The sequence below is a fragment of the Streptomyces wedmorensis genome, assembly GCF_000716445.1.
GTDB classification, from domain to species: Bacteria; Actinomycetota; Actinomycetes; order Streptomycetales; family Streptomycetaceae; genus Streptomyces; species Streptomyces wedmorensis.
This window is the reverse complement of record NZ_JNWK01000060.1, coordinates 22,991-45,423: the sequence shown is the minus strand read 5'-3', so window position 1 is coordinate 45,423 and position 22,433 is coordinate 22,991. Positions and strand designations below refer to the sequence as shown.

Below are 22,433 nucleotides of genomic sequence, written 5' to 3'. Positions count from 1 at the left end.
AGTGGCCGAACGGCCAGGTGAGCATGGAAGGAAGGCCCGAGGACGACACCCGAGGAGTTCACCGCCCGTGCACATCCCTGTCTACGCACACGGCACTATCCGTGCCGCCGTACCCGCCCTGCCCACGGTCCGGCAGTTGGAGAGCCTGGACTGCTGCGTGTGCGGGGCTCCGTTCGGCCGCGACCTCGGGGCCGTCCCCCTCGGCCCCGACCCCGGGTCCGGGCCCTCCGGATGCCGCCCCTGCCTGAGGCGGCTGGTCACCCGCGCCCGGGAGGCCAGGGACGCGGCCCTCGCGCAGGACGCCGACCGGATCCGTCAGGATGCCGAGGCCTGGGAATCCGCCCGTGCGCATCACATCGCCCGCCTCGAAGCGGTCAGGCGGGCGGCGGAGGAGGTCGCGGAACTGGCCGGGAACGAGGAGATCCCGCCGCTGCGGCTCGCATGGCTGATGATATCGCTGGAGTCGGCCTGCGCCTGGATCCCCGACGCCCCGGAGTCGCCGCCCTCGGTCGATCAGGAGGACCGCCTGCTGTCGAGCGCGGAACTGCAGTTGGGCAGTGCCATGATCACGGTCCGCGAAGCCACGGCCGACAGGCTCGCCTATCACCTGATCAACGAGGCGCAGCCCGACGAGCCGGAGATGTGCGGGGAGATGGAGTGCCCCGAGGAGTGCACCGGGCGGCACGACACCTCGCACATCGACTGCGGGCCGGATGCCGTCTTCGAAGAACTCCAGGAGCACGGCATCACTCTCGATGCCCCGGGACCGGGCCCCCTGTCGCCCCGGCTTGCCGCGCTCTTCGCCCCACCTCCCCAGAAGGAATCCCCCTTGCTTCCAGGGCTGGAGGAGCGTGCCGGACCGGCACTCGCCGCACTGGGAGTCGATACCGACGATCCGGAGGCCCTCCTGAGCGCGGCGGCAGCCGGGCTGGTCGCCGATGTCCTGGCGAGCGGACCGCTGGACGCGATCCGTGAGGCGCCCGGCGGCCCCGGCGCCGGCGATGTCCTCGCGCAGAGCGTCGACTTGCACCGTCGGGCCCGCAAGGCCCTTGTCGCCGCCCGCGACGGCGGACCCGCACGGCTGGCCGCGTTCACCGCCGTCGCCACGGATCTGGACCTCCCGTGGGCCGGGGGTTCCCGTTTCACCCTGCGGTCCGCGTCCGGTCCCGTGAGCGAGTTCGTCCGGAACGTCGAGAGAGAGGTCTGGGTGACCGAGGAACTGGTACGTCGACAGGGCTGGCGCGATGCCCTCCTGCATCGGGCACTCTCGGCCTCCTCCATGGCCGCACACCGTTTCGGCATGCCCGGCTGGCCCGCCGCCGTCAGCGCCTCGATGGAGCGTCTCGCCTCGCTGGACCGGCAGGCCGCGCCCAAGGAGCTCGCCGATCTCCACGCCGTGGAAACCGCGCTGCTCCAGGGTCCTGACCGGCTGGGAGTGGAAGCCCTCGGATGGCTGGACCGTCATGCACCCCTCGGGTAGCGGCCCACGGCCGCTCAAGCGGACGTGCCGGCGGATGGAACGGAACGTGGAGGTCGGGCGGTGAGCTGGGATCGGGTGAGCCTGATCGTTCTCGCGTCGTTCGGTTGCGCCACCTTGCTGCTGACACAGATCAACGAGGTGCTGTCGAAGGTGCCTCCGATCATCCGCGCTTGGCGACGGGTCCAGAACGAACTGCGCCGCGGCCGCCCTGGCCGTTCGACTGCCGACCGGTCCGAACCGGAGGAGCCTGTGGAGGCACGGGACGAGCACTGAGCCGGTGAAGGCCGCCACTCCGGAGTTCCGGGGTGGCGGCCTTCGCCCTTCTCAGCCTCGGGTGAGGGTGAGGGGGGTCGTGTCGTACCGGGTGAGGGTGGCCGGGTAGTCGCGGTCGTCGACGGTGCTGTACGTGTTCAGGGTCGCGGCCCCGGGCTGGAAGGTGGCCGTCGGGTCGATGTTGCTCGGGAAGGACGTGGTCCACGGGACCGGGGCGCCCGGCCCGCAGGGGACGATCAGGTTCTCGTGGGAGCCGGTGGCGGCGGCTTTCTTCTGGGTCTGCTGGGCGCTGACGTTGAAGGTGACGTAGGCCGTCTTGTTGCAGGTGACCGTGCCGCCGACGGTGATCTCGCCGGTGCGGGTGTCGACCGTTCCGGCGGGGTTCAGGGCGATGTCGACCGCGAGGACCGGGGGCGGCTCGGGCATCCGGGCGTGGAGTTCGCCGCGTACGGGGAGGGTGGCGCCCGCGCAGGTGCGCTCGAAGGTGGCGTCGATCTCGCGGATGTAGCCGTAGGGGCCGTACTCGATGTGGGAGACGGTGAAGGATCCGGTGCCGCTCTCGCAGTAGCGGTCGCCCACGCTGAACTGGAGCTGCGGGTCCTCCGGGCGGGCCTCGGGCCAGCTGCGGGTGTCGGTGTACGTGAAGCCCTCCTGGAGCTTCTGGCCGTACGGGGCCGACATGGCGAGGTACCAGCGCTCGCCCTCGGGGGTGATGACCGTGGCTCCGGCGCCGGACTGGGAGGTGGGGCCCGAGATGTCGAACAGGTCGGTGTTCTCGGGGGTGAGGGTGCGGGTCTGCCCGTCGGAGACGTACTCGCCGGGGTCGCCGGAGAAGGTGAGCGATCCGGTCGCGGCCTCGTGGGCCTGCGCCGTGCCCGTCAGCGGGGCCGCCGTCACCGCGAGGGTCACCGCCGCCGTGAGGACGGCCGCCGCGCGGGCGAGGCGGGGGATACGGGTGGTGGTCATGGAGTGGTGCTCCTTGCCTTGTTTCCGTGTCTGGTGCGTGGACATCGGTGGCTGCCGCGGCACACCTGTCAGGTACCTGACAGGTGTGGGCCTGAGGGGGTGGCGGAATGATCTCCTTGGCAACACCCCGGAAAGCTAACAGGGGGCACTGACAACGGCCGCCACCCCCTCCTCTTGGGGGCGGCGGCCGTCGGTCGGTCCGGGCGCGGCCGGGGTCAGCGGCCGTAGCGGATCAGGGCGCGGACCATGCGGCAGGTGGTGTCGGAGGGCGGGTGGATGCCGATGGTCTCGGCGGTGGTGCGTATGGTCGTGTCGGTGGCCTTCGACGGGAGGTAGACGCCCGCGTCGAGGAGGGCGATGGCGAGGCGCATGGCCTTGAGGCGCCGGTTGTGCGTGACGTACCACTCGCGGGGGCGGCCCGCGGGAAGGGGCTTCCGCTGGAGGGGCTTCCAGGGTTCGATGGACGGCGTGCGGATCACGGCGAGAGCCATGGGCTACCTCCTGGCGAACGGTGGGATGGGGGCCCTCCCCGGGACCCTCACCTTCACCCCTTATTTTAGTGCCCCCCACTGACAATCGCCCCTGGCCAGATGGGGTTTAGGGGGTGGTGGAGGGAGGCGTGGGGGGTACCGTGTGGGGCATGGAGATCTGGATCAATCCCGCCTGTTCCAAGTGCCGCAGCGCCCTCACCCTGCTCGACGCCGAGGGCGCCGACTACACCGTCCGGCGCTACCTGGAGGACATCCCCTCGCCGGACGAGATCCGGCGGGTGCTCGACCGGCTCGGGCTCGAACCCTGGGACATCACGCGCACGCAGGAGGCCGCCGCCAAGGAGCTCGGCCTGAAGGAATGGCCCCGGGACGCGGCCGACCGGGACCGGTGGATCGAGGCGCTGTCCGCGCACCCCAAGCTGATCCAGCGGCCCATCATCACCGCCGAGGACGGCACGGCCGTCGTCGCCCGGACCGAGGACGCCGTACGGGACGCGCTGTCCCGCTGACACGGAACCACGACGTCGTGCTCGGCAACGATCTGCATCTGGACCTCGCCGCCGCCGGGAGCCGCCGCGCGGCGCTCATCGGGGCGCTCCGCGAGGCCGTACGGGACGGGCGGCTGGCCCCCGGGACGCGGCTCCCGCCGTACCGTTCCCTCGCCGCCGACCTCGGCATCGCCCGCAACACCGTCGCCGACGCCTACACCGAGCTCGTCGCCGAGGGATGGCTCACCGCCCGCCAGGGATCGGGGACCCGGGTGGCCGAAGGGGTCGCCGAAGCATGGCTCACCGCCCGCCGGGACCGCCCCGGAACCGGCGCGGCCGACACCCGAACGCTCCGAGCCGACGCCCCGGCGGCGGTGCCGTACGACCTGGTCCAGGGCAAACCCGACCCCGGCGCCTTTCCGCGCGGGGCATGGCTGGCGTCGGCGCGGCAGGCGTTGACGAGGGCCCCGCACGAGGCGCTCGGGGTCGGCGATCCGCGCGGCCGGATCGAACTGCGGAGCGCGCTGTCGGCCTATCTCGCCCGGGCGCGGGGAGTGCGGACCGGGCCGGAGCGGATCGTGGTCTGCTCGGGCACCGCGCACGCGCTGCGGCTGCTCGCGCGCGTCGTGCGGACGGGCACATGGGCGGTCGAGGAGTACGGGCTGCCGTTCCACCGGGGGCTCCTCGCCGAGGCCGGGGTAAGCACGCCGCCCGTACCGGTGGACGACGAGGGGGCGCGGGTCGGCGAGATCCCCGCCGGGGCGGGCGCGGTACTGCTCACGCCCGCCCACCAGTTCCCCACCGGAGGGCCGCTCCACCCCGAGCGGCGGGCCGGTGTCCTGGAATGGGCGCGACGCTCCGGCGGAATCGTCGTGGAGGACGACTACGACGGCGAGTTCCGCTACGACCGGCGGCCGGTGGGCGCCGTCCAGGGGCTCGACCCCGAGCGGACCGTGTTCCTCGGCTCCGTCAGCAAGAGCCTCTCCCCCGCGCTGCGGATCGGCTGGATGTGCCTGCCGACGGCCCTCGTGGACGGTGTCGTCGCGGCGAAGGGCGAACGCGAGCCGTACGCCTCCGCCGTCGAGCAGCTCACCCTCGCCGACTTCCTCGACTCCGGCGCGTACGACCGCCACGTCCGCCGCATGCGGCAGCGGCACCGGCAGCGCCGCGACCGGCTCGTGACCGCGCTCTCCGAGCGGGTGCCCTCGGTACGGGTCACAGGCATCGCCGCCGGACTGCACGCAGTCCTGGAACTGCCCGCCGGCACCGAGACCGCCGCGCTCGCCGCGGCGGCCCGGCACGGGGTCGCCGTCGAAGGCCTGGCCTCCTACCGCCACCCCGACACCCCGGACCCCACCCACCCGGACGGCCTGGTCGTCGGCTACGCCACCCCACCGGAACGTCTCTACGGCGCGGCCCTGGACGCCCTCTGCTCGGCGCTGGCGGAGGCCGTCGGCCCTCGGGGGTGACGGGTCGAGCAGGTCGGCTCGGAGGGGGGCGGCGGCGTGGTCGGGTGCGGGGTGGTCGAGTGCGGCGCGGTCAGGTGCGAGCGACGGTGCTTGGTCGGGTGCGGGCGGCGGCGCGGTCAGGTGCGGGTGGCACCGGCGCGGTCTGGTGCGGCGCGGTCATGTGCGGTCGGCGGCGGCGAGGTCAGGTGCGGGTGGCGGCCCGGTGCTCCGCCTCGGTCAGAATCTCGGTCAGCCGGAGGCCGAAGCGGGCGTCACAGGCGTGCGGCTCCCCGGTGCGGGCCGCGGTGACGAGGGCGTCGACGGCCGCGCCGAAGGCCCCCACCGCGCCGTCCCAGCGGGGCAGTTCGGCGCGGCCTCCGGTGCCGTACAGGGTGAGGGCCGCCTCCGCCGCCTCCGGCGGGGCGCTGAGGGTGAGCGTGGCGGTGCTGCTCGCGCCCGACGCGTGCCGCAGGACCAGGTGGTGGGTGTCGTCCGGGCCCGGGACGGCCGTGATGTCCGTGACGTCGCCGAGGATCGGCAGGTAGACCGAGAGGACGTGCGGGCCGACGTCCCAGAGGCCGCCCTTCTCCCGCCGCCAGGGGGAGGCCGCGTAGTCGCTCGTGGAACCCGGGCCGTAGAGCGAGCCCAGCCAGTGCGCCTCGCCCAGGAACCAGCCGCCGTCCGCCGCCCGCTCCTCGATCCAGCGGGCCGTCGGCTCCGCGAACCGCAGCGTGCAGAAGACCACCGAGGCGACCCCGGCCGCCTCGACCGCCTCGGTCACCGCGCGGGCCCCGGTCACCGTCGTGGCGACCGGCTTGTCCAGGAGCACATGACAGCCGGCCTCCGCCGCCCGCACCGCCAGCGGCGCCTGGACATCCGGCGGAAGCGCCAGGGCCACGGCGTCGCTCGCCTCGAAGAGCGCGTCCACGTCGTCGTACGCGCGGACGCCCGACGCGGCCGCGAGCCCGGCCGCCGCCTCGGGGCGTCTCCCCCACACCCCGCTGAACTCGACACCCGCGTGCCCGGCCAACGCGGGCGCGTGCGTCCGGGCGGCCCAGGGGCCGGTGCCGAGGAGTCCGATACGGGGCTTCGCGCCCACCTTCTTCGCCATGGCCCCAGTCTGCCGGTCCCCACCGACAACCGGACCGGCACCCCGTACGACCGGGTCGGGACCCAGTACGACCCGACCGGCACCCCGCACGACGGGACCGGGACCCCGTACGACCGGGTCGGGACGCCGTACGACGGGACCGGCACCCCGTACGACCCGACCGGCACCCCGCACGACCGGTCGGGACCGAGCCTCCCGCCGCGTCCCCTCGGCGAAATCCGATGGCGGCCCTCCCCCACGCCGGTGTTAGCGTTCCTCCGCCGGCCGCGGGACTCCGGTGCGACTTCCGGAACTGCCTCTGAAGCAACGTCTTCGCTGTTCGCGCCCTCATTCCCCGGCCGGCGTCCAGGAGAGGGGGAGCACCGTGTCCGAGCTCGTCGCCGCCGAGGACGTCCTGCTCTTCGTGAACGCCGCCGTGACGGCGACGGGTCAGCGGGAGTTCCGTTCGTCCGCCGAGGAGCAGCGGTTCTCGCTGGGGTTCCTCCACGAGTACGTACGGGTCAACTACCGGCCCGTGTACGCGGCCGCGCTGGCCCTGGACGTGAACCACCACAACGCCGCGCTGATCGTCGAGGGGCTGCTGCGCACCGCCGGTGAGGCGGGCGGGGCGGAGGAGAAGCGGGCCGAGGGCCGGCTGATCGCGGCGCGGCTCGCGATGCTGCCGCCGCAGCGGGTCTACCGGCTGTTCCGCGCGCTGCGGGCGGCCGGGGTCAACAACCGGCGCACGCGCGCGATCGTGCGCGGGTGGCTCGCGGCCCGCCCTGATCCGGCGCTGGACGCGGTGAAGTACCGGACCGGGGTGAAGGCCGCCGTGCGGCACGTCCACGGCCGGCCGACCGACCCGGAGACCGGTGACTTCCTGTTCGCTCCCGGCCGCCGCGTGCGGTACGGCAACGCCCTGCTGGACGCGTACCGCCGGGCGCACTACGAGCAGTCCGCGGTGTACGAGCTCCCGTTCACGGTCGCCGAGGGGTTCGCGGCGAAGCACGGGGTGCCGCGTGCGGTGTTCCTGGAGCGGATCGCGCCCCGGATGACCCGGCTCGAACGGCTCAGGACGGAACGGGCGTCGGGCGCGGGGGCCGAGCTGGCCGTGATGCCGCTGACCCGGCTCGCGCTGTACGTGCTCGCGCTGCCGTTCGGCGAGCGGGTCGAGCGCCGGGCGGAGCTCACGGCTGCGCTGCGCGCCTCCGCGCGGCGGGCGGCGGGACCGTACGCCGGGAGCTGGGGGCGGTTGACGGCGGTGCTCGACGACAGTTTCTCCTCGTCCGGTTCGGCGGTGAAGCGGCGCCGGCCGCTGGCCGTGGCGCTGGGCTGCCACTTCCTTCTGGAGGCCCTCGCGGCACCGGGGGCGTACACGGCGCTCTGGACCTCGGGCGGGGACGATCCGCTGATGGTCCGGCCGTACGGGCCGACGCCGCTGGGGACGCGGATCCTGGACGCCCTGGAGACGGAGCCGGAGCGGCTGGTGATCGTCTCGGACGGCTGGGACAACGCGCCGCCGGGGCTCGCGGGCGAGGTCCTGCGGGTCTGGCGCGCGCGGCTCGACCCGGGGCGGGGGACGAGCGTCGTCCACCTCAACCCCGTATACGACGCGGACGGCTTCGACGTGCGCCGGCTCGCGGCGAGTGTGCCGACGGCCGGGATGAGGGACGCGGAGGACCTGGCGGCGCTGGTGGAGATCGCGCAGTTCGCCGAGGGGCGGACCGGCTTCACGGAGCTGCGGGCGTATCTGGACCGGCGGGTGGAGCACTTCCTGACGGAGGCCGGGGCGTGACGGGGATCGATCTGACCGGCCTCGACGTGCGTCCCGCGCAGGTGTGGGGCGGGGTGCGGCTCGTGCCGCTGGTGCGGGCCGAGCCGGTGGCGGGGCTGCGGCTGGGCCGGGAGGTGTACGAGGGGTGGGGCGAGGCCTCCGTCGCCGTCGGCGACCGGACCGCGTACACCTCGTACATCCCGCACGGCTTCGTCGCCGACTGGACGGGGACGGGGGAGGAGCGGGCCGCGTACGGGACCCGGCTCGGCGGCGAGGGGGCGCCGCCGGGGATGGCCGTGCGCCGTCCGCAGCGGATGGCCAAGCGGCGCCGGGGCGAGCGGAGGCTGAGGTTCCTGCCGCTGCACCTCGCCCTCGAGGGATATCTGGCGCTGCACTTCGGCGGGCCTTCGGTGGTCTGGGACGACTGGTCGCGGGAGGCGCTGAGGCGCGGTCTGTCGCCGCGCGCGGAGGCGGCGTACGCGGGGTGGTCGGTGCCGGGGCTCGCCGAGGCGCTGCGGATCTTCGAGCTCCACCCGGGGCAGTGCGGCCTGCTCCTGTACGTGGCCGACGCGCTGGCCGCGGCCTTCGTGGTGCCGCACCCCGAGGACTACCGCCTGCTGCACCCGACGCTGGTGGAGGACCTGTACGGGGAGCTGGTGCACCAGTACGCGCACTACGGCGCCCCCGTGCCCGAGTTCACCGCGCGGATCCGGGACGGGGCCGGCGGCATCCGCACCCTCGCGGACCTGCGGGCGGCGGCGCGTGAGCAGGAGCGGGCCTGGGCGGTGGCGCACGACGGGCTGATGGCGCGGGACCTGCTGGAGACGCCGTACGCCTTCGAGCGGGTGTACCGGATGGGGTCGTTCGACCTGTACCGGTTCCTGCCGCCGTTCCTGCGGGGAGGGCAGGAGCAGCACATCGGCGAGCTGATCACCGACCACAAGGGGCGGACGGCGTACCTGAAGAGCTTCCGGCTGTCCGAGAACCAGATCCGCAAGGGCCATCTGCTGCGGCGGCTCGCCGCCGAGGACTGGCACCTCGGGCGGACGGCCGAGGCGCTCGGCACCTCGTACGAGGAGGTCGTGCGGCGGATCCGGGCGGCGGGGCTGGGCTCGCTGCTGGACGCGCACGTCGTCGCACAGCGGATCCGCGAAAATCAGGAAGGCTGAGTAACACGGGGTTCACAAACGGGCAACCGACGGGAAATCCCGTGTTGCGAAGCTGCGGTCGAACACAAACAGCGCAGTCAGCGCAGACACCGCAGCTTCTCGCAGTGCCGCGAGCCGCGACGGAACCCCGCAGCAGCACGCCAAAGGATGAGACCCGTGACCTTCAAGGCTGAGTACATCTGGATCGACGGCACCGAGCCGACCGCGAAGCTTCGTTCCAAGACGAAGATCATCGCCGGTGAGGGCCTCGCGCTCGACGAGCTGCCGATCTGGGGCTTCGACGGTTCCAGCACGAACCAGGCCAAGGGTCACGCGTCGGACCGCGTCCTCAAGCCCGTCTTCGTCTGCCCGGACCCGATCCGTGGCGGCAACGACGTCCTGGTGCTGTGCGAGGTCCTCAACACGGACATGACTCCGCACGAGTCCAACACCCGCGCCGCGCTGGCCGAGGTCGCCGCGAAGTACGCCTCCCAGGAGTCGATCTTCGGCATCGAGCAGGAGTACACCTTCTTCGACGGCACCCGCCCGCTCGGCTTCCCGGTCAACGGCTTCCCGGCCCCGCAGGGCGGCTACTACTGCGGCGTCGGCGTGGACGAGATCCACGGCCGCCCGATCGTCGAGGCGCACCTCGAGAACTGCCTCAAGGCGGGTCTCGGCATCTCCGGCATCAACGCCGAGGTCATGCCCGGCCAGTGGGAGTTCCAGGTCGGCCCGCTGTCCCCGCTCGAGGTCTCCGACCAGCTGTGGATCGCCCGCTGGCTGCTGTACCGCACCGCCGAGGACTTCAACGTCGCCGCGACCCTCGACCCGAAGCCGGTCAAGGGCGACTGGAACGGTGCCGGCGCGCACACCAACTTCTCCACCAAGGCGATGCGCGAGGGCTACGACGCCATCATCACCGCCTGCGAGTCCCTCGGCGAGGGCTCGAAGCCGCTGGACCACGTCAAGAACTACGGCGCCGGCATCGACGAGCGCCTCACCGGCCTCCACGAGACCGCCCCGTGGGACCAGTACTCCTACGGCGTCTCGGACCGCGGCGCCTCGGTCCGCATCCCGTGGCAGGTCGAGCAGGACCAGAAGGGCTACATCGAGGACCGTCGCCCCAACGCGAACGTCGACCCCTACGTCGTCACCCGCCTCATCGTCGACACCTGCTGCGAGGCCCTCGCCAAGGCCGGCCAGGTCTGATTCCCCGGATCCCCGGTCCGGTCCGCGGCCTGATCCGCGCCTGACCCGACCCTGATCCACGCACTCCGGAAGGGGCGCCCACCGTTCCACACGGTGGGCGCCCCTTCCGTCATGTGGGACGTCCGACACGGAGTCCGCTGTCGAAAGGCTCGTCGGAGGCATTCCCTTCTGGTTCAATAGGGATATGGCCAACATGAAGAACGACACCGCGACGGGTCGTCACGACCTCGAGCCGTTCTGGCCGTCTCGGCAGCATGACGACTTCGACCGGGTGTGTTGCCGCGCGATGAACGCGTCGGCCCTCTAAAGCCCTGATCGGTACGGTCCGATCCACGGCCTTCGGCCCGCGCGCATGACGACTGACGTACGACGCCTGTCCGTCCCTTCTCGCGCGAAAGAGCTGAGACCTCCATGGTGCACACCCAGATCGCTTCCACCGCTCCTTCTCTGACCCCTGTGCGGCCCGGTCGGCACCGACTGCGGGCCGTCGATCCGAACGAGGTCGTCGACCTGTCGCAGGTGGCGAGTTTCCTGCCGCCGGGGGCGACGCTGCTGCCGGCGCCGCAGCACGCGCTGCCGACGCTGCCGGGGCGGCCGCCGATGGTCGGGTACCTGGTGCTCGTACCGGCGGACCAGCAGGCGCAGTTGCCCGTGGCGCCGGTTCCCGCGCAGGCCGCCGGCGAGGCGGCGCAGGAGGGGCCGGTGAGCATCGACGACGTGCGGCGGATCGCCGTCGTGGACGGGGAGGCGCTGGACCTGACGTACTTGGAGTTCGAGCTGCTGGCCCATCTGGTGGCGCATCCCCACCGGGTGCACACCCGGGACCAGTTGGTCACGACGGTGTGGGGGTACGGGCACGTGGGCGACGGGCGCACGGTCGACGTGCACGTGGCGCGGCTGCGGCGGAAGCTGGGGGCCGAGCACCGCCACACGATCCAGACCGTGCGGCGGGTCGGCTACAAGTACACGCCCTGATCAGGCGGTTCGGCTGGACCTCGCCTTCATCCTGGCCACCAGGGCGAGGGTGAGGTCCACCGCGAGGAACAGCAGCAGGCTGAGGCCGAGCAGCGGGACGAACCAGCCGACGACGGCGGTCGCCGCGGCGAGCGGCAGCAGCAGGGTCACCGGGACCTTCCGCCAGGCGCCGCGCGCCACCGGGCGGCCCGGGCGGCGCAGCCACCACATGCGGTAGCCCCAGAGGATCAGCAGGATCAGGGCGAGCGCGAGGGCGGCGAGGGCCAGCTGGTTGAACAGGCCCAGGAAGACGCCGGTGTGGGCGTCGATGCCGATGCGGGTGAGCTTCGCGAGGAGCGGGTAGTCGGCGAAGGCGAGGCGGTCGAGGACCGTGCCGTCCGCCGGGTTCACGGCCACCGAGTCCAGCTGGAGCGGGAACTGGGTGTCGGTCTCCTTGACCACGTACCCCTTGCCCTCGGCGGGCAGGACGACCGAGATCCGCGGGCTGTCGATGCCGGCCGCGCGGGCCGCCGCCACCGCCTTGTCGAGGCCCATGTCGGCGCCGGGAGCGGTGGGGGCCGGGGTGTGGCCGGCGCCGTGGCCCTCGTGCTCCGAGGAGCCGCCGGCCGCGCCGTCGAGGGTCGCCGACAGGGTGGGCGTCGCGCCGCCCAGACCGTCCTGCACGGTGCCGATGTTCTCGCCCGCGTAGCGCGACCAGGTCAGGCCCGTGGCGGACAGCAGGACGAGGCCGGTGACCGCCCACAGGCCGACCGAACCGTGCCAGGAGAGGGTGCGGCGGCGGGACTTCGGGCCCCGCTCGGGCAGGAGGAGCGCGCGGCGGTTGCCGCGGCGCCGGCCGAGCCAGAGCAGCAGGCCGCCGAGCGCGATCACCCACAGCCAGCTCGCGGCGAGCTCACTGTAGTTGCGGCCGAACTCGCCGAGGTGCAGATCGGCGTGGAGGCCGTCGATCCAGGTGCGCAGCGGGAGGGCGCCGGAACTGCCGAAGCTGGGCAGCTGTCCGCGTACCTCGCCGGTGTACGGGTCGACGAAGACGGCGAGCGAGGTGCCTTCGGGGACGTCGGGGTCGGCCATCAGGACCCGGGTCGTCGCGTCGGGTTCAGCGCCGGGCCAGACGGCGGTGACGGTGCCGTTCGGGTTGGCCTCGCGGGCGATGTCCACCTGCCGCGAGAGCGGCAGGGTGGCGTCGCCGACGGGGACCTCCAGCTCGTGGGCGTAGTAGACCTTCTCGGCCTGGAAGGAGAGCGCGTAGAGCAGGCCGCTGACGGCGGCGACGAGGAGGAACGGGGCGATGAGGACGCCCGCGTAGAAGTGGAGGCGCATCACGAGGGGGCGCAGGGCGCTCCAGGTGCCGCCGGAACGACGGGGGGTGGGGGTGGGCTCCGCCGGTGGCGCGTCGGTGGTGTCCGGGCGCACGGGATCGTCGATGGTGGTCATGACGTGGCTGTCCTAGGAGTCGGGTGCAGACAGGGGAAAGGGACCCCCGGTCAGACGTGTGCTCCGAGGGCCGTGGCGCGGGGTGCGGACAGCCGGGGCGGGCCGCGCCGGGACAGGGTCTGCGCGAGGACCACGGCGTGCGGGCGGCGGGCGTTGCGGCGCCGCCCCCGGATCGGTCGACGCGGGGCGTCGGGCACCCGTACGCGCGCGAACAGCGGGCGCAGCGGTGTGAAGGCGTACGCGAGGGCGGTTCGGGCGAGGGTGAAGAACGCGGCCTCGCCGTGGGCCAGCCAGAGGCCGCACAGGAGTGCGGCGAGGAGGTGGACGGCGAGCATGCCGGCGCCGGAGGCCGGGTGGGCGGTGGCCGTCTCGGACGCGGCGGACATGGCGGCGGCGGACGTGGCGGCGGACGCCGTGTGATCGGTGGCCATGGCGGCCATCGCGTGCGCGTGCTCCATGCCGGGCATCGCGTGCGCGTGCTCCATGCCGGGCATCGCGTGCGCGTGCGGGAGGCCGTCGGGGGGCGTGTCCGTGGGCCGGGTCGCGGGGTGGGCGCCGGTGGTGGAGAAGGTCAGGTGGAGGGCGCTCTGGAGGACGAGGAGGGCGCCCGCGATGGCCGGTGTGCTCCTGCGGCGGCCGGCGGCGGCCCAGGCGAGGGCGGTCGTCGCGGCGAAGGCGGCGAGCAGGGTGGAGGCCGGGAGGTGGTGGGCAGACATGGACGAATGCCCCACAGCTGCCAAGGCGACGCACACCACCGCGAAAAGTGCGGCTCGCAGGGCGCGCAGGGGCGACCGGGCATCCGTCATCGTCCGCCATGGTGCCATCCCGGCCGGATGGCCGGATCGGCGCCCTCGGGAGCCGGTCCGGGCGGCGTCGTTTCCCCGGCGCGTTCCGTCGCCCTCGCTTCCCCGGCGCGTTCCGTCGGCGGCGTTCCGCCGGTGTCGCCCCCCCGGCCGCGCTCCCCCACCGCGTTCCGCCGGTGTCGTTCCCCCGGCGCGCTCCCCCAGGCGCGTTCCGTCGGCGGCGTTCCTCCCGTGGCGGAATCCTCCGGGAGCGGAACCCTCTCGTCTGGGTCGGCGCGGCCGGGCAGGCTTCGGGGCATGAGATTGCTGATGCTCGGAGGTACGGAGTTCGTCGGCCGCGCGGTCGTCGAGGCGGCGCTGGGCCGGGGTTGGGAGGTGACGGTGTTCCACCGGGGACGCCACGAGCCCCCGGCGGGGGCGGTGTCGCTGACCGGGGACCGGACCGCTCCGGAGGGCCTCGCCGCGCTCGGGACCGGCTCGTGGGACGTGGTCGTGGACACCTGGTCGGCGGCGCCGTCGGCGGTACGGGACGCGGCCCGGCTGCTCGCGGACCGGGTCGGGCGGTACGCGTACGTGTCGAGCCGGTCCGTGTACGCGTGGCCCGCGGCCGCCGGGCTCGCGGAGGACGGGCCGCTGGTGGAGGGTTCGCCGGACGACGGGGACGTGCCCTACGCGGAGGCCAAGCGGGGCGGTGAGCTCGCCGCCACGGCGGCCTTCGGACCGGAACGGACGCTGCTCGTCCGGGCGGGGCTGATCCTCGGCCCGTACGAGAACGTGGGCCGGCTGCCCTGGTGGCTGACCCGGATCGCGCGCGGAGGCCAGGTCCTGGCTCCGGGGCCGCGCGCCCTGACGTGCCAGTACATCGACGCCCGCGACCTGGCCGAATGGACGCTGGACGCGGTGGCGGCCGGGCTGTCGGGGCCGTACAACCTCGTGTCGCCGGGCGGGCACGCGACCATGGGCGAACTCCTCGACGCCTGTGTGCGCGTCACCGGCTCGGACGCGGAACTGCGCTGGGCCGCGCCGGACGAGCTGCTCGCCGCCGGGGTCGCGCCCTGGACGGAGCTGCCCGTGTGGCTGCCGCCGGGCGAGATGTACGACGCGATGCACACCGCGGACGTCTCCCGGGCGGTCGCGACCGGGCTGCGCTGCCGGCCGGTGGCGGAGACCGTCGCCGACACCTGGGCCTGGCTGCGGTCCGTCGGCGGGACCGCGCCCCAACGCCCGGACCGGCCGCCGGTCGGCCTCTCGCCCGAACGGGAGGCGAAGGTCCTGGCGGAGCTGGCCGCGTCCGGGGAGTGACCCGCCCGCTCGGACGGACCCGCTCCGATCTGCCCGTATCGGGGCGATCCACTACGGTCGACACGAACGTGTGCGAACCGGAGGAGTCGATGTCATGCCCGCCATCCCCGCCACCTCCGTAGCCAACCTCCGTGATCTCGGCGGACTGCCGGTCGGCGACGGGCGGGAGGTCCGCGCCGGGCGGGTCCTGCGCTCGGCGCAGCTCGACCGGCTGGATCCGGACGAGCCGGCGGTGGCGGCCCTGGGCATCCGTACGGTGGTCGACCTGCGGACGGAGAGGGAGCGGGCGGAGCGGCCGGACCGGCTGCCCGCCGACGCGCGGCTGCTCGTCGCGGACGTGCTGTCGGACCAGCTGACGGGCAGCGGGCTGCCGCCCGCCGCGCGTCTGAAGAAGCTGCTGGCCGATCCGGCCCTGGCCGAGGAGCATCTGGGCGGGGGCCGGGTGCGGGCGGCCTTCGAGCGGACGTACCGGACTTTCGTCTCCGGGGACTCCGCCCGCGCCTCGTACCGCGCTCTGCTGGGCGAGCTGGGCACGCCGGGGGCCGGGCCGCTGCTCTTCCACTGCTCGGCGGGCAAGGACCGGACGGGCTGGGCGGCGACGGTGGTGCTGTCGCTGCTCGGCGCGGACGAGGAGACGGTGCGGGCCGAGTACCTCGCGGTGAACCCGGCGGTGAGGCAGGCGTTCGCGCCGATGGTCGAGGGGTTCACCGCGCAGGGCGGCGACCCGCAGCTGGCGCTCGACCTGATCGGGGTGCTGCCCGAGTACCTCGACGCGGCGCTCGACGAAGTGGCGGTGCGGCACGGTTCGATGGAGAAGTACGTACGGGAGGGGCTCGGCGTCCCGGACGAGGTGACGGAGCTGATCCGGGAGCGGTTGACGGTCTCTCCGGCCTGAGTCCGCGCCCGGCGCCCCCGCACCGCACCGCCCGGGGCCGGGGTGACCATCGGAAGAATCGCTCGTTCTGCTGAACGTGAGCACCCAGGATCTCGTTCCCTCGCCCGTGGGTCCCGTCGACGTCGAGCAGGCCGAGGCCGCGCTCGTCGAGCGCTATCCGCGTCTCGTCCGCATCGCCTATCTCGTGCTGCCGCCGTCGCTCGGCCGCAACCGGCGGGTGCTGACCGCGCACGCGCTCGTGCAGCGCTCGCTGCCGCGCCGCCGGGTGCCGGGCCCCTCGGTGCCGGAGCCGCGGCGCGCGGAGGACGCGGTCGATCCCGGGTACGCGTACGTACGGGGCGAGGTGCTGCGGCAGGCTCTCGTCGCCGGGCAGCCCCTGCGGCGGTTCGCGCTGCCCCGGCGGGCGCAGTTCCCGCCGCTGCTCCCGCACGTGTGGGGCCTGCGGCTCTTCCCCCGGGTCGGCGGCGCCGACGAACTCGCCCTGGACCAGCAGCTTTCCCGGCTCTCGGGCCCCGGCCGCGCGGCCTACGTCCTGCGCGGCCTGGAGCGCCAGGGCGATCCCGAGGTCCTTCGCGTGCTCGCCGCCGCCGGTGTCGACGACCTCGCGTCCGCCCTGGCCGAGGCGGACGCCCTGGACACCCTGACCGCCCTGGCCGGTCCGGCCGCCGGGGCCGACGGCGACTACTCCGCGACGGGACCCGCGTCCAGGGTCGTCCCGGGCGGGTCCGGCGAGCGGGTCGGGGAGCAGGCCGGTCCGGGACGGGGCCGGGGCAGCGGGCACGGGCCCGGGACGGCGGACGTCCCCACCGGTGGCCCGGGGACGGCGGACTCCCCCACCGGCGGCCTCGGGCCGCTCGGCACCGGCAGCGGCCTCGGGCCGCTCAGCACCGGCAGCGGCCCCGGGCCGCTCGGCGCCGGCGGCGGTTACGGCCCGCTGGGGGCCGGTCGTGCCGGGCGGGTCAGTGGGGCGGCGCTGCTGGAGTCGGACGAGTTCGATCCGTGTGCGTTGCAGGCGAGGCCGACGGATCTGATGCGGCGGCGGCAGCACGGGCGGGCGGCGGCGGTGGCGGTGGCGGCGCTCGTGGTCTGCGGGATGCTGCTCGGGCTGCCGGGGGACGGCTGGGGAAGAAACGGTGCTGCTGCGCCGTCGTACGCGCGCAATCCGGCGGCCGAGGCGGCGCTGGACCCGGGAGCGGTCAAGCGGGTGCCGCCCGGGGCGTGGCCGGGTTCGACGCGGCAGGACTTCTCGGTGTGGCCCGCGCGCGGCGGCCTCACCGGGGACGGGACGCTGTTGCGGCGGGCGCTCGCCGTGTGGGCGCGGCCGGGGCTCTCGGTGCGGTCGTCGGCGACGCCGGGGACGCCGGTGGGGCCGCCGATGGGGCCGCCGCAGCTGCTGTTCGCCGGGGTGGTGGACGGGGCCCGGGTGGTGCTGTTCCACGACGGCCTGCGGGTGGTGCGGTACGCGGAGCCGACCGGTGGCGCGGCGGGGGCGGCGCTGGACTTCGCGCGGACGGACGGGGCCGACACGGTCGGTTCGGCGGCGCTGGTGGTGTCCAGGGCCTCGGGCAACGTCCGCTATCTGACGGCCCCCTGGGTGCGGGAGGCGGCGGTGCGTGACCTGCTGGCGCCCGCGAAGGAGCCGTGGCCGCTGGCCCGGGACGCGTACGGGGTGACGGAGCCGCTGCCGAGTCCGGCGGAGGCGAAGGGCTGCGCCCGCTGGAACACCCTTCAGGTGCGGGACGGTTCGGGGCTGCGGCTCCTCACGGACCTCGGCGAGCTGGCACCCGCGCGGCTGCTGTGGGGCTCGCCCGCGGCGCCGGTGGACGCGACGGGGCATGAGGCGCGGGAGGCGTGGGCGCGTACGGCGTGCCGGCTGACGGCGGTACGGGCGCACGGGGTGCGGTCGGTGAACGCCTGGCGGTTCGCGCGGCAGCAGCTGCCCGAGGGCGCCGGGCGCGGCACCTGGCTGTGCACGCGTGCGGAGACCTGGCGGGGTACGGGCGGCCGGGTCCTCGCCCAGTTCCTGGTCCCGTCGGCGAAGGTGCCGGCGGCGCTCGCGGCCCGTTCCGAGGGTTCGCCCGCGTGCGGGGTGCGGGATCCCCGGGTTCTGGCGGGCGTGTTGTGGCAGGCCCCGGGCGGCGGCTGGTACGTCCTGGCCGCGGGCAGCCCGGAGTTCACGGCCCTGGAGGTCTCGGGAGGGGTGAAGGGCCGTTCGCACGGCCCGGTCCTCGCCGTACGGGCGGAGGCGGGGGCGCGGGCGGACCTGGACGGCACCCTCGAGGACGGGAGCCGGCGGCGCGCCCTGCGGTGACCGTGCCATGGGGCGGGGGGAGGCGGACGTGGGGAGCGCGGGCGCGGCGCACGACGCACGGGCCGGCCGGGGCGGGCCGGGTCAGGGCACGCCGGGACCAGGGCCGTTGGGGCGACGCAGGCGCGGGTTCCGGGCCGGAGAGCCGCCGCGCGGTCGGGCGGGAAAAAGGCGGTGCAGGGGCCTGTCGCCGAGCCCTACCCCTCAGTACATTGACGTCATGTCTAATACGCAGCCTGCCCCGGTGGCGTCTGAACACGTCGAGCTCAAGGCCCGGAAGGTCTCCTTCGACTGGGAGGAGACCCCGCTCCACTGGGTCCCCGGCGACCCCTTCACCACGCACACCATCAACGTGCTGCACCTGCTGCTGCCGGCCGGTGAGCGCTGGTTCGTGCACGTCTACAAGCAGGCGCTGCCGCACATCACCGACGACCGGCTGCGCGAGGACGTCATCGGGTTCATCGGGCAGGAGGCCATCCACTCCCAGGCACACGACGACGTCCTCCCCCACCTGCGGAAGCTGGGCCTGGACCCCACGCCGTACACCGCGCAGGTCGACTGGTTCTTCGAGAAGCTCCTCGGGGACAGGACCCTGCCGCCGGGCCGACCGCGCCGCTGGTGGCTGATGGAACGGGTCGCGATGATCGCCGCGATCGAGCACTACACCGCCTTCCTCGGCAACTGGGTGCTCAACGCCGACGAGCTCGACCGGGTCGGCGCCGACCCGACGATGCTGGACCTGCTGCGCTGGCACGGCGCGGAGGAGGTCGAGCACCGCTCGGTCGCCTTCGAGCTGTTCATGCACCTCGACGGCGGCTACCGGCGCCGCGCCCGCACCTGGGCGCTCGCCTTCTCCGCGCTGGTCTTCCTGTGGCAGCGGGGCATCCGCTTCTTCATGGAGAACGACCCGAGCCTGCTCGACCCGAAGGCCTCCTTCGCGGACTTCGTACGCAGGGGCCGCAAGGGCGTACTGCCGTCGACCCCGGACATGCTGCGCTCGATACCCCGCTACCTCTCCCGCGCCTACCACCCCTCACAGGAGGGCGACACCGCGCAGGCCATGGCCTACCTGGCCTCCTCGCCCGGCGCCAACGGAGGCCGCTGATGCCCCGGTTCACCACCGTCGCCCTCGCCGCCGGCGCCGCGCTGCTCGTCCGCCGTGCCGTCCGCAGCCGGATGACCACGGCCCCGCTCTGGCCGATGCCCGCCCTCGACGAGCCCGTCTCCGGATACGGCCGGGGCAGCACCGTCCCCCGCAAGGTCCTCGTGACCGGCCGGGCCACGCCCGCCGAGGGGGTCGTCGAACTGCGCCTGGAAGGTGCGGGACTGCCCGCCTGGCAGCCGGGCGCCCACATCGACCTCGTCCTGCCATCGGGCCTCGTCCGGCAGTACTCGCTCTGCGGCGACCCGGCCGACACCGGTGCGTACACGGTGGCGACCCGCCTCATCGAGGAGGAGCAGGGCGGCCGGGGCGGCTCGCGCGAGGTCCACGAGCAGCTCCACGACGGCGTGGAGGTCGAGATCCGGGGGCCCCGCAACCGCTTCCCGCTGATCGACTCCCCCGCGTACGTGTTCGTCGCCGGCGGCATCGGCGTCACCCCGGTCCTCCCGATGGTGCGCGCCGCCGAGGCGGCCGGGGCGGAGTGGCGGCTCGTGTACTGCGGCCGGAGCCGGGCCACCATGCCGTACCTGGACGAGGTCGAGCGGCTCGGCCGCGACCGGGTGACGGTCGTCGCCGAGGACGAGTCCGGCCGTCCCGATCTGGGCTTCCTCGGGGAACTGCCGGACGGGACGGTCGTCTACTGCTGCGGCCCCGACGGGCTGATGGACGCGGTGGGCGCGGCGATGCCGGAGGGCAGGGCCGCGCGCTTCGAGCGGTTCTCGGCCGCGGCCACGACCGGCGGCACCGCCTTCGAGGTCGAACTGCGCCGGTCCGGGCGGACGGTGGCGGTGGCGGCCGACCAGTCGGTGCTCGAAGCGGTCCGCGAGGAGCTGCCGGGCATCACGTACTCCTGCCGGCAGGGCTTCTGCGGCACCTGTCAACAGCGGGTACTGGAAGGCGAGATCGAGCACCGGGACGAGCTGCTCACCGATGCCGAACGCGGCGACTCGATGCTGATCTGCGTCTCACGCTGCGCGGGGAAGCGGCTCGTCCTCGACCTCTGAGCGGGGCGTCACGGCAGGATCAGCCAGTCGAAGGCCAGTGCGGCGGCCAGGCCTCCCACCAGGAGCCATGTGGCCAGCCGTGTACGGCCGTTGCGGGACAGTTCGATCACGACGCCGCAGAGGATCATCGCGAGGCCGTACACGCCGACGACCAGGACGGACGTACGGCTCGCGAGGCGGATCACCAGGACCACGGCGAGGGTGACGAGCAGGACGGAGGCGGCGGCGACGCGGAGGCGGCGCGCCTGCTTGGGGGTGAGCCCCGAAGCGGAGTCGTCGTCGAGCTCGTCGAGTTCTCCGTCCTCGCCGGCCTCTTCGTCGTCCTCGTCGTCGTCTTCGTCGTCTTCGTCGCCCTCGTCGAGCGCCCCGTTCCCGGCGGCCTCGGCGGCCTCGTCGAGCTCTCCGGTCTCGTCGGTTTCGGCGGGTTCGGGAGCCTCGTCGGTCTTCGTGGCCGCGGGGGCCTCGGCTGCCGGGGTGTCCTGGTCGGAAGCGCTCATGGAGCAGGAGCGTAACGGACCCCGTTAGGCTGTTCGTATGACGACCGGGGTACGCCGCAGGATGGGCGTCGAGGAGCGCAAGCAGCAGCTGATCGGGGTGGCCCTCGAACTCTTCAGCCACCGCTCTCCCGACGACGTGTCCATCGACGAGATCGCCGCGGCCGCCGGGATCTCACGGCCGCTGGTCTACCACTACTTCCCCGGCAAGCAGAGCCTCTACGAGGCGGCGCTGAGGCGGGCGGCCGACGAGCTGGCGGCCAGGTTCGTGGAACCGCCGCAAGGTCCGCTGGGGGCGCGGCTGCTGCGGGTGATGGGCCGGTTCTTCGACTTCGTCGACGACCACGGGCCCGGATTCGCGGCGCTGATGCGCGGCGGGCCCGCGGTGGGCTCCTCCACGACGAACGCGATGATCGACGAGGTCCGGCAGGCCGCGTACGAACAGATCCTCGCCCACCTCGAGGTCGAGAAGCCCTCGGCCCGCCTTGAGTTGGTCGTCCGCTCCTGGGTGTCGCTCGCCGAGTCGACGGCGCTGCTCTGGCTGGACGGCCGGCGCGTCCCGCGCGCCGAGCTGGAGTTGCAGCTCGTGCACGACTTCGCGGCGCTCGCCGCGGTGAGCGCCGCGTACGACCCGGACATGGCGGGGATCCTGGTCGGGATCCTGGCCGACGAGCCGGCCGACGGCCCCTTCGCGGACCTGGTGGCGCGGCTGGCCGCGCTGGTCCCCGCGGTCGGGGCGACGCCGCCCGTCGTGCCCGATCAGCGCTTGCGGTAGGACAGGTCGAGGTCCCGGATCTCGGCGGTGAGACGGACTCCGTCCGCCGCCTTGAGGTAGGCGGGCAGCAGGTCGAGGACGGCCTCCGCGAGCTTCGCCTTCACCTCGTCCGTACGGCCGGGCAGCAGGGCGATCTCGACGTGTACGAGCACGTCGTCGGTCGCCCCGTCGGCCACGACCAGCTCCTCGACCTCCCGGAAGCGGGTCTTGCAGGCCTCGACCGTGGTGTCGACGGTCTCGGCGACGAGCGGGTGCAGGGCCAGCGCGAAGCCTCGCCGGTCGAGGGGCGCGGAGTAGTCGACGGTGATCTGCGGCATGGGGGTCACTCCTGGTGGGACGGATGTCTGGCCACACCTTTACGGTGATCTCCGTGACGACACAAGTGGCCTTCCGGCGTGCGGACGAGCGCGATCTGGACGTTCTGGTGGGGCTGTTCGACGGGGCGGCGCGCTGGATGGCGCGGAACGGGATCGACCAGTGGAAACCGGGTGGTAAGGACGCGGAGCACTTCCGGGCGCGGATCGCGGGCGGCGAGGTGTGGCTGGCGTCCCACGGGGGCCGGGTCGTCGGCGCGTACGAGCTGTGGTGGGAGGACCGGGAGGTCTGGGGGCCGCAGCCGCCGGTGGCGGGGTACGTGCACCGGCTGATGACCGACCGGGAGGCGGCTCCCGCCGGTGCCGGGCGGGCGCTGCTCGCGCACGCGGAGGGGCGGATCGCCGCCTCGGGCCGGACGCTGGCCCGGCTGGACCGCGAGACGCGCAACGCGCGCCTGGGGACGTACTACGAGGGCGCCGGGTACACGGCGCTCGCCCCGCTCCTGGAGAAGGTCGGCGCGGACGGCCGGCGGTACACGGTGACGCTGATGGAGAAGGCCCTGGCGTGACGGGTGTCACGCCAGGGCCCGCGGTCTTCGG

General features: G+C 74.0%; 22 protein-coding genes. 15 read left to right on the top strand and 7 right to left on the bottom strand.

Translation table 11 applies throughout. The features are described 5' to 3' along the window. Nucleotides 1-67 precede the first annotated feature (67 nt). Together OO54_RS33680 and OO54_RS33675 are read left to right on the top strand one after the other, a co-directional pair. On the top strand, nucleotides 68-1,480 hold the full coding sequence (locus tag OO54_RS33680) for a hypothetical protein (protein ID WP_033210097.1): 1,413 nt from the start codon (nucleotides 68-70) through the stop codon (nucleotides 1,478-1,480). A gap of 60 nt (nucleotides 1,481-1,540) precedes the next feature. After that, entirely contained in the window at nucleotides 1,541-1,753 is a 213-nt protein-coding gene (locus OO54_RS33675) for a hypothetical protein (RefSeq protein ID WP_051787462.1), read from the top strand. Nucleotides 1,754-1,804: 51 nt separating this feature from the next. Here the strand turns inward: OO54_RS33675 and OO54_RS33670 are convergent, their stop codons facing one another. Both OO54_RS33670 and OO54_RS33665 read right to left on the bottom strand, forming a co-directional pair. Continuing rightward, nucleotides 1,805-2,719, bottom strand: a complete 915-nt coding sequence (locus OO54_RS33670) for a hypothetical protein (RefSeq protein WP_033210096.1) — start codon at nucleotides 2,717-2,719, stop codon at nucleotides 1,805-1,807. 215 nt (nucleotides 2,720-2,934) lie between these two features. Beyond that, nucleotides 2,935-3,210 carry a hypothetical protein gene (locus OO54_RS33665; RefSeq protein WP_017238903.1) on the bottom strand — a complete coding sequence of 92 codons (276 nt, stop codon included), beginning with the start codon at nucleotides 3,208-3,210 and terminating at the stop codon, nucleotides 2,935-2,937. A gap of 149 nt (nucleotides 3,211-3,359) precedes the next feature. On the opposite strand from OO54_RS33665, the gene OO54_RS33660 reads away from it, so the two are divergent. Both OO54_RS33660 and pdxR read left to right on the top strand, forming a co-directional pair. Then, complete coding sequence (locus tag OO54_RS33660; protein ID WP_033210093.1) at nucleotides 3,360-3,719, top strand: arsenate reductase family protein; 360 nt, start codon at nucleotides 3,360-3,362, stop codon at nucleotides 3,717-3,719. 17 nt (nucleotides 3,720-3,736) lie between these two features. Then, nucleotides 3,737-5,167 (top strand): MocR-like pyridoxine biosynthesis transcription factor PdxR, encoded by a 1,431-nt coding sequence (pdxR, locus tag OO54_RS33655; protein ID WP_033210091.1) that lies wholly within the window; start codon nucleotides 3,737-3,739, stop codon nucleotides 5,165-5,167. Nucleotides 5,168-5,348: 181 nt separating this feature from the next. On the opposite strand, the gene OO54_RS33650 is transcribed toward pdxR, so the two are convergent. Then, complete coding sequence (locus tag OO54_RS33650; protein ID WP_033210088.1) at nucleotides 5,349-6,257, bottom strand: Gfo/Idh/MocA family protein; 909 nt, start codon at nucleotides 6,255-6,257, stop codon at nucleotides 5,349-5,351. A 364-nt stretch (nucleotides 6,258-6,621) separates the two neighbouring features. Between OO54_RS33650 and OO54_RS33645 the strand changes: the two genes are divergently transcribed. The 4 genes from OO54_RS33645 to OO54_RS33630 all read left to right on the top strand — a co-directional run bounded on the left by OO54_RS33645 (nucleotide 6,622) and on the right by OO54_RS33630 (nucleotide 11,342). Further along, entirely contained in the window at nucleotides 6,622-8,031 is a 1,410-nt protein-coding gene (locus OO54_RS33645) for a hypothetical protein (protein WP_033210085.1), read from the top strand. Then, on the top strand, nucleotides 8,028-9,179 hold the full coding sequence (locus OO54_RS33640) for an ARPP-2 domain-containing protein (RefSeq protein ID WP_033210082.1): 1,152 nt from the start codon (nucleotides 8,028-8,030) through the stop codon (nucleotides 9,177-9,179). Before OO54_RS33645 ends, OO54_RS33640 begins: the two co-directional genes overlap by 4 nt. Before the next feature lie 156 nt (nucleotides 9,180-9,335). Next, nucleotides 9,336-10,367 carry a glutamine synthetase gene (gene glnII / locus OO54_RS33635; RefSeq protein ID WP_033210079.1) on the top strand — a complete coding sequence of 344 codons (1,032 nt, stop codon included), beginning with the start codon at nucleotides 9,336-9,338 and terminating at the stop codon, nucleotides 10,365-10,367. 411 nt (nucleotides 10,368-10,778) lie between these two features. Further along, nucleotides 10,779-11,342: a winged helix-turn-helix domain-containing protein gene (locus OO54_RS33630; RefSeq protein WP_017238910.1), complete on the top strand. Its 564-nt coding sequence runs from the start codon at nucleotides 10,779-10,781 to the stop codon at nucleotides 11,340-11,342. On the opposite strand, the gene OO54_RS33625 is transcribed toward OO54_RS33630, so the two are convergent. Continuing rightward, a complete protein-coding gene (locus tag OO54_RS33625; RefSeq protein ID WP_033210072.1) occupies nucleotides 11,343-12,776 on the bottom strand; it encodes a PepSY-associated TM helix domain-containing protein in 1,434 nt (477 codons plus the stop codon). Between the two features lie 50 nt (nucleotides 12,777-12,826). Next, the gene (locus tag OO54_RS33620; RefSeq protein WP_033210070.1) at nucleotides 12,827-13,492 is read right to left on the bottom strand and encodes a hypothetical protein; all 666 of its coding nucleotides are present in this window, start codon (nucleotides 13,490-13,492) and stop codon (nucleotides 12,827-12,829) included. A 384-nt stretch (nucleotides 13,493-13,876) separates the two neighbouring features. On the opposite strand from OO54_RS33620, the gene OO54_RS33615 reads away from it, so the two are divergent. From OO54_RS33615 to OO54_RS33595, 5 genes are all read left to right on the top strand, one after another. After that, nucleotides 13,877-14,881 carry an NAD-dependent epimerase/dehydratase family protein gene (locus OO54_RS33615; protein ID WP_200146791.1) on the top strand — a complete coding sequence of 335 codons (1,005 nt, stop codon included), beginning with the start codon at nucleotides 13,877-13,879 and terminating at the stop codon, nucleotides 14,879-14,881. Nucleotides 14,882-14,975: 94 nt separating this feature from the next. Continuing rightward, complete coding sequence (locus OO54_RS33610; RefSeq protein WP_033210066.1) at nucleotides 14,976-15,776, top strand: tyrosine-protein phosphatase; 801 nt, start codon at nucleotides 14,976-14,978, stop codon at nucleotides 15,774-15,776. A 76-nt stretch (nucleotides 15,777-15,852) separates the two neighbouring features. Beyond that, nucleotides 15,853-18,087 (top strand): hypothetical protein, encoded by a 2,235-nt coding sequence (locus tag OO54_RS33605; RefSeq protein WP_033210060.1) that lies wholly within the window; start codon nucleotides 15,853-15,855, stop codon nucleotides 18,085-18,087. Nucleotides 18,088-18,304: 217 nt separating this feature from the next. Next, nucleotides 18,305-19,189, top strand: coding sequence for a metal-dependent hydrolase (locus OO54_RS33600; protein WP_033210058.1), 885 nt, complete (start codon nucleotides 18,305-18,307; stop codon nucleotides 19,187-19,189). Next, the gene (locus OO54_RS33595; protein WP_033210057.1) at nucleotides 19,189-20,250 is read left to right on the top strand and encodes a PDR/VanB family oxidoreductase; all 1,062 of its coding nucleotides are present in this window, start codon (nucleotides 19,189-19,191) and stop codon (nucleotides 20,248-20,250) included. The genes OO54_RS33600 and OO54_RS33595 overlap by 1 nt, the downstream gene beginning before the upstream one ends. An 8-nt stretch (nucleotides 20,251-20,258) precedes the next feature. Here the strand turns inward: OO54_RS33595 and OO54_RS33590 are convergent, their stop codons facing one another. After that, nucleotides 20,259-20,747: a hypothetical protein gene (locus OO54_RS33590; RefSeq protein WP_033210054.1), complete on the bottom strand. Its 489-nt coding sequence runs from the start codon at nucleotides 20,745-20,747 to the stop codon at nucleotides 20,259-20,261. A gap of 37 nt (nucleotides 20,748-20,784) precedes the next feature. Here OO54_RS33590 and OO54_RS33585 point away from each other — a divergent pair, with 37 nt between their 5' ends. Further along, nucleotides 20,785-21,519, top strand: coding sequence for a TetR/AcrR family transcriptional regulator (locus OO54_RS33585; RefSeq protein WP_033210051.1), 735 nt, complete (start codon nucleotides 20,785-20,787; stop codon nucleotides 21,517-21,519). On the opposite strand, the gene OO54_RS33580 is transcribed toward OO54_RS33585, so the two are convergent. Then, entirely contained in the window at nucleotides 21,504-21,836 is a 333-nt protein-coding gene (locus OO54_RS33580) for a 5-carboxymethyl-2-hydroxymuconate Delta-isomerase (protein WP_033210046.1), read from the bottom strand. The two genes, OO54_RS33585 and OO54_RS33580, sit on opposite strands and share 16 nt — an antisense overlap. 23 nt (nucleotides 21,837-21,859) lie before the next feature. Here OO54_RS33580 and OO54_RS33575 point away from each other — a divergent pair, with 23 nt between their 5' ends. After that, nucleotides 21,860-22,402: a GNAT family N-acetyltransferase gene (locus OO54_RS33575; RefSeq protein ID WP_051787458.1), complete on the top strand. Its 543-nt coding sequence runs from the start codon at nucleotides 21,860-21,862 to the stop codon at nucleotides 22,400-22,402. Nucleotides 22,403-22,433: the final 31 nt, after the last annotated feature.

Coding starts and splice junctions, on each gene's coding strand:
- OO54_RS33670 (WP_033210096.1), bottom strand. CDS start 2,719: ATGACCACCACCCGTATCCCCCGCCTCGCCCGCGCGGCGGCCGTCCTC.
- OO54_RS33665 (WP_017238903.1), bottom strand. CDS start 3,210: ATGGCTCTCGCCGTGATCCGCACGCCGTCCATCGAACCCTGGAAGCCC.
- OO54_RS33660 (WP_033210093.1), top strand. CDS start 3,360: ATGGAGATCTGGATCAATCCCGCCTGTTCCAAGTGCCGCAGCGCCCTC.
- OO54_RS33650 (WP_033210088.1), bottom strand. CDS start 6,257: ATGGCGAAGAAGGTGGGCGCGAAGCCCCGTATCGGACTCCTCGGCACC.
- OO54_RS33630 (WP_017238910.1), top strand. CDS start 10,779: ATGGTGCACACCCAGATCGCTTCCACCGCTCCTTCTCTGACCCCTGTG.
- OO54_RS33625 (WP_033210072.1), bottom strand. CDS start 12,776: ATGACCACCATCGACGATCCCGTGCGCCCGGACACCACCGACGCGCCA.
- OO54_RS33620 (WP_033210070.1), bottom strand. CDS start 13,492: ATGTCTGCCCACCACCTCCCGGCCTCCACCCTGCTCGCCGCCTTCGCC.
- OO54_RS33615 (WP_200146791.1), top strand. CDS start 13,877: ATGAGATTGCTGATGCTCGGAGGTACGGAGTTCGTCGGCCGCGCGGTC.
- OO54_RS33610 (WP_033210066.1), top strand. CDS start 14,976: ATGCCCGCCATCCCCGCCACCTCCGTAGCCAACCTCCGTGATCTCGGC.
- OO54_RS33600 (WP_033210058.1), top strand. CDS start 18,305: ATGTCTAATACGCAGCCTGCCCCGGTGGCGTCTGAACACGTCGAGCTC.
- OO54_RS33595 (WP_033210057.1), top strand. CDS start 19,189: ATGCCCCGGTTCACCACCGTCGCCCTCGCCGCCGGCGCCGCGCTGCTC.
- OO54_RS33590 (WP_033210054.1), bottom strand. CDS start 20,747: ATGAGCGCTTCCGACCAGGACACCCCGGCAGCCGAGGCCCCCGCGGCC.
- OO54_RS33585 (WP_033210051.1), top strand. CDS start 20,785: ATGACGACCGGGGTACGCCGCAGGATGGGCGTCGAGGAGCGCAAGCAG.
- OO54_RS33580 (WP_033210046.1), bottom strand. CDS start 21,836: ATGCCGCAGATCACCGTCGACTACTCCGCGCCCCTCGACCGGCGAGGC.
- OO54_RS33575 (WP_051787458.1), top strand. CDS start 21,860: ATGTCTGGCCACACCTTTACGGTGATCTCCGTGACGACACAAGTGGCC.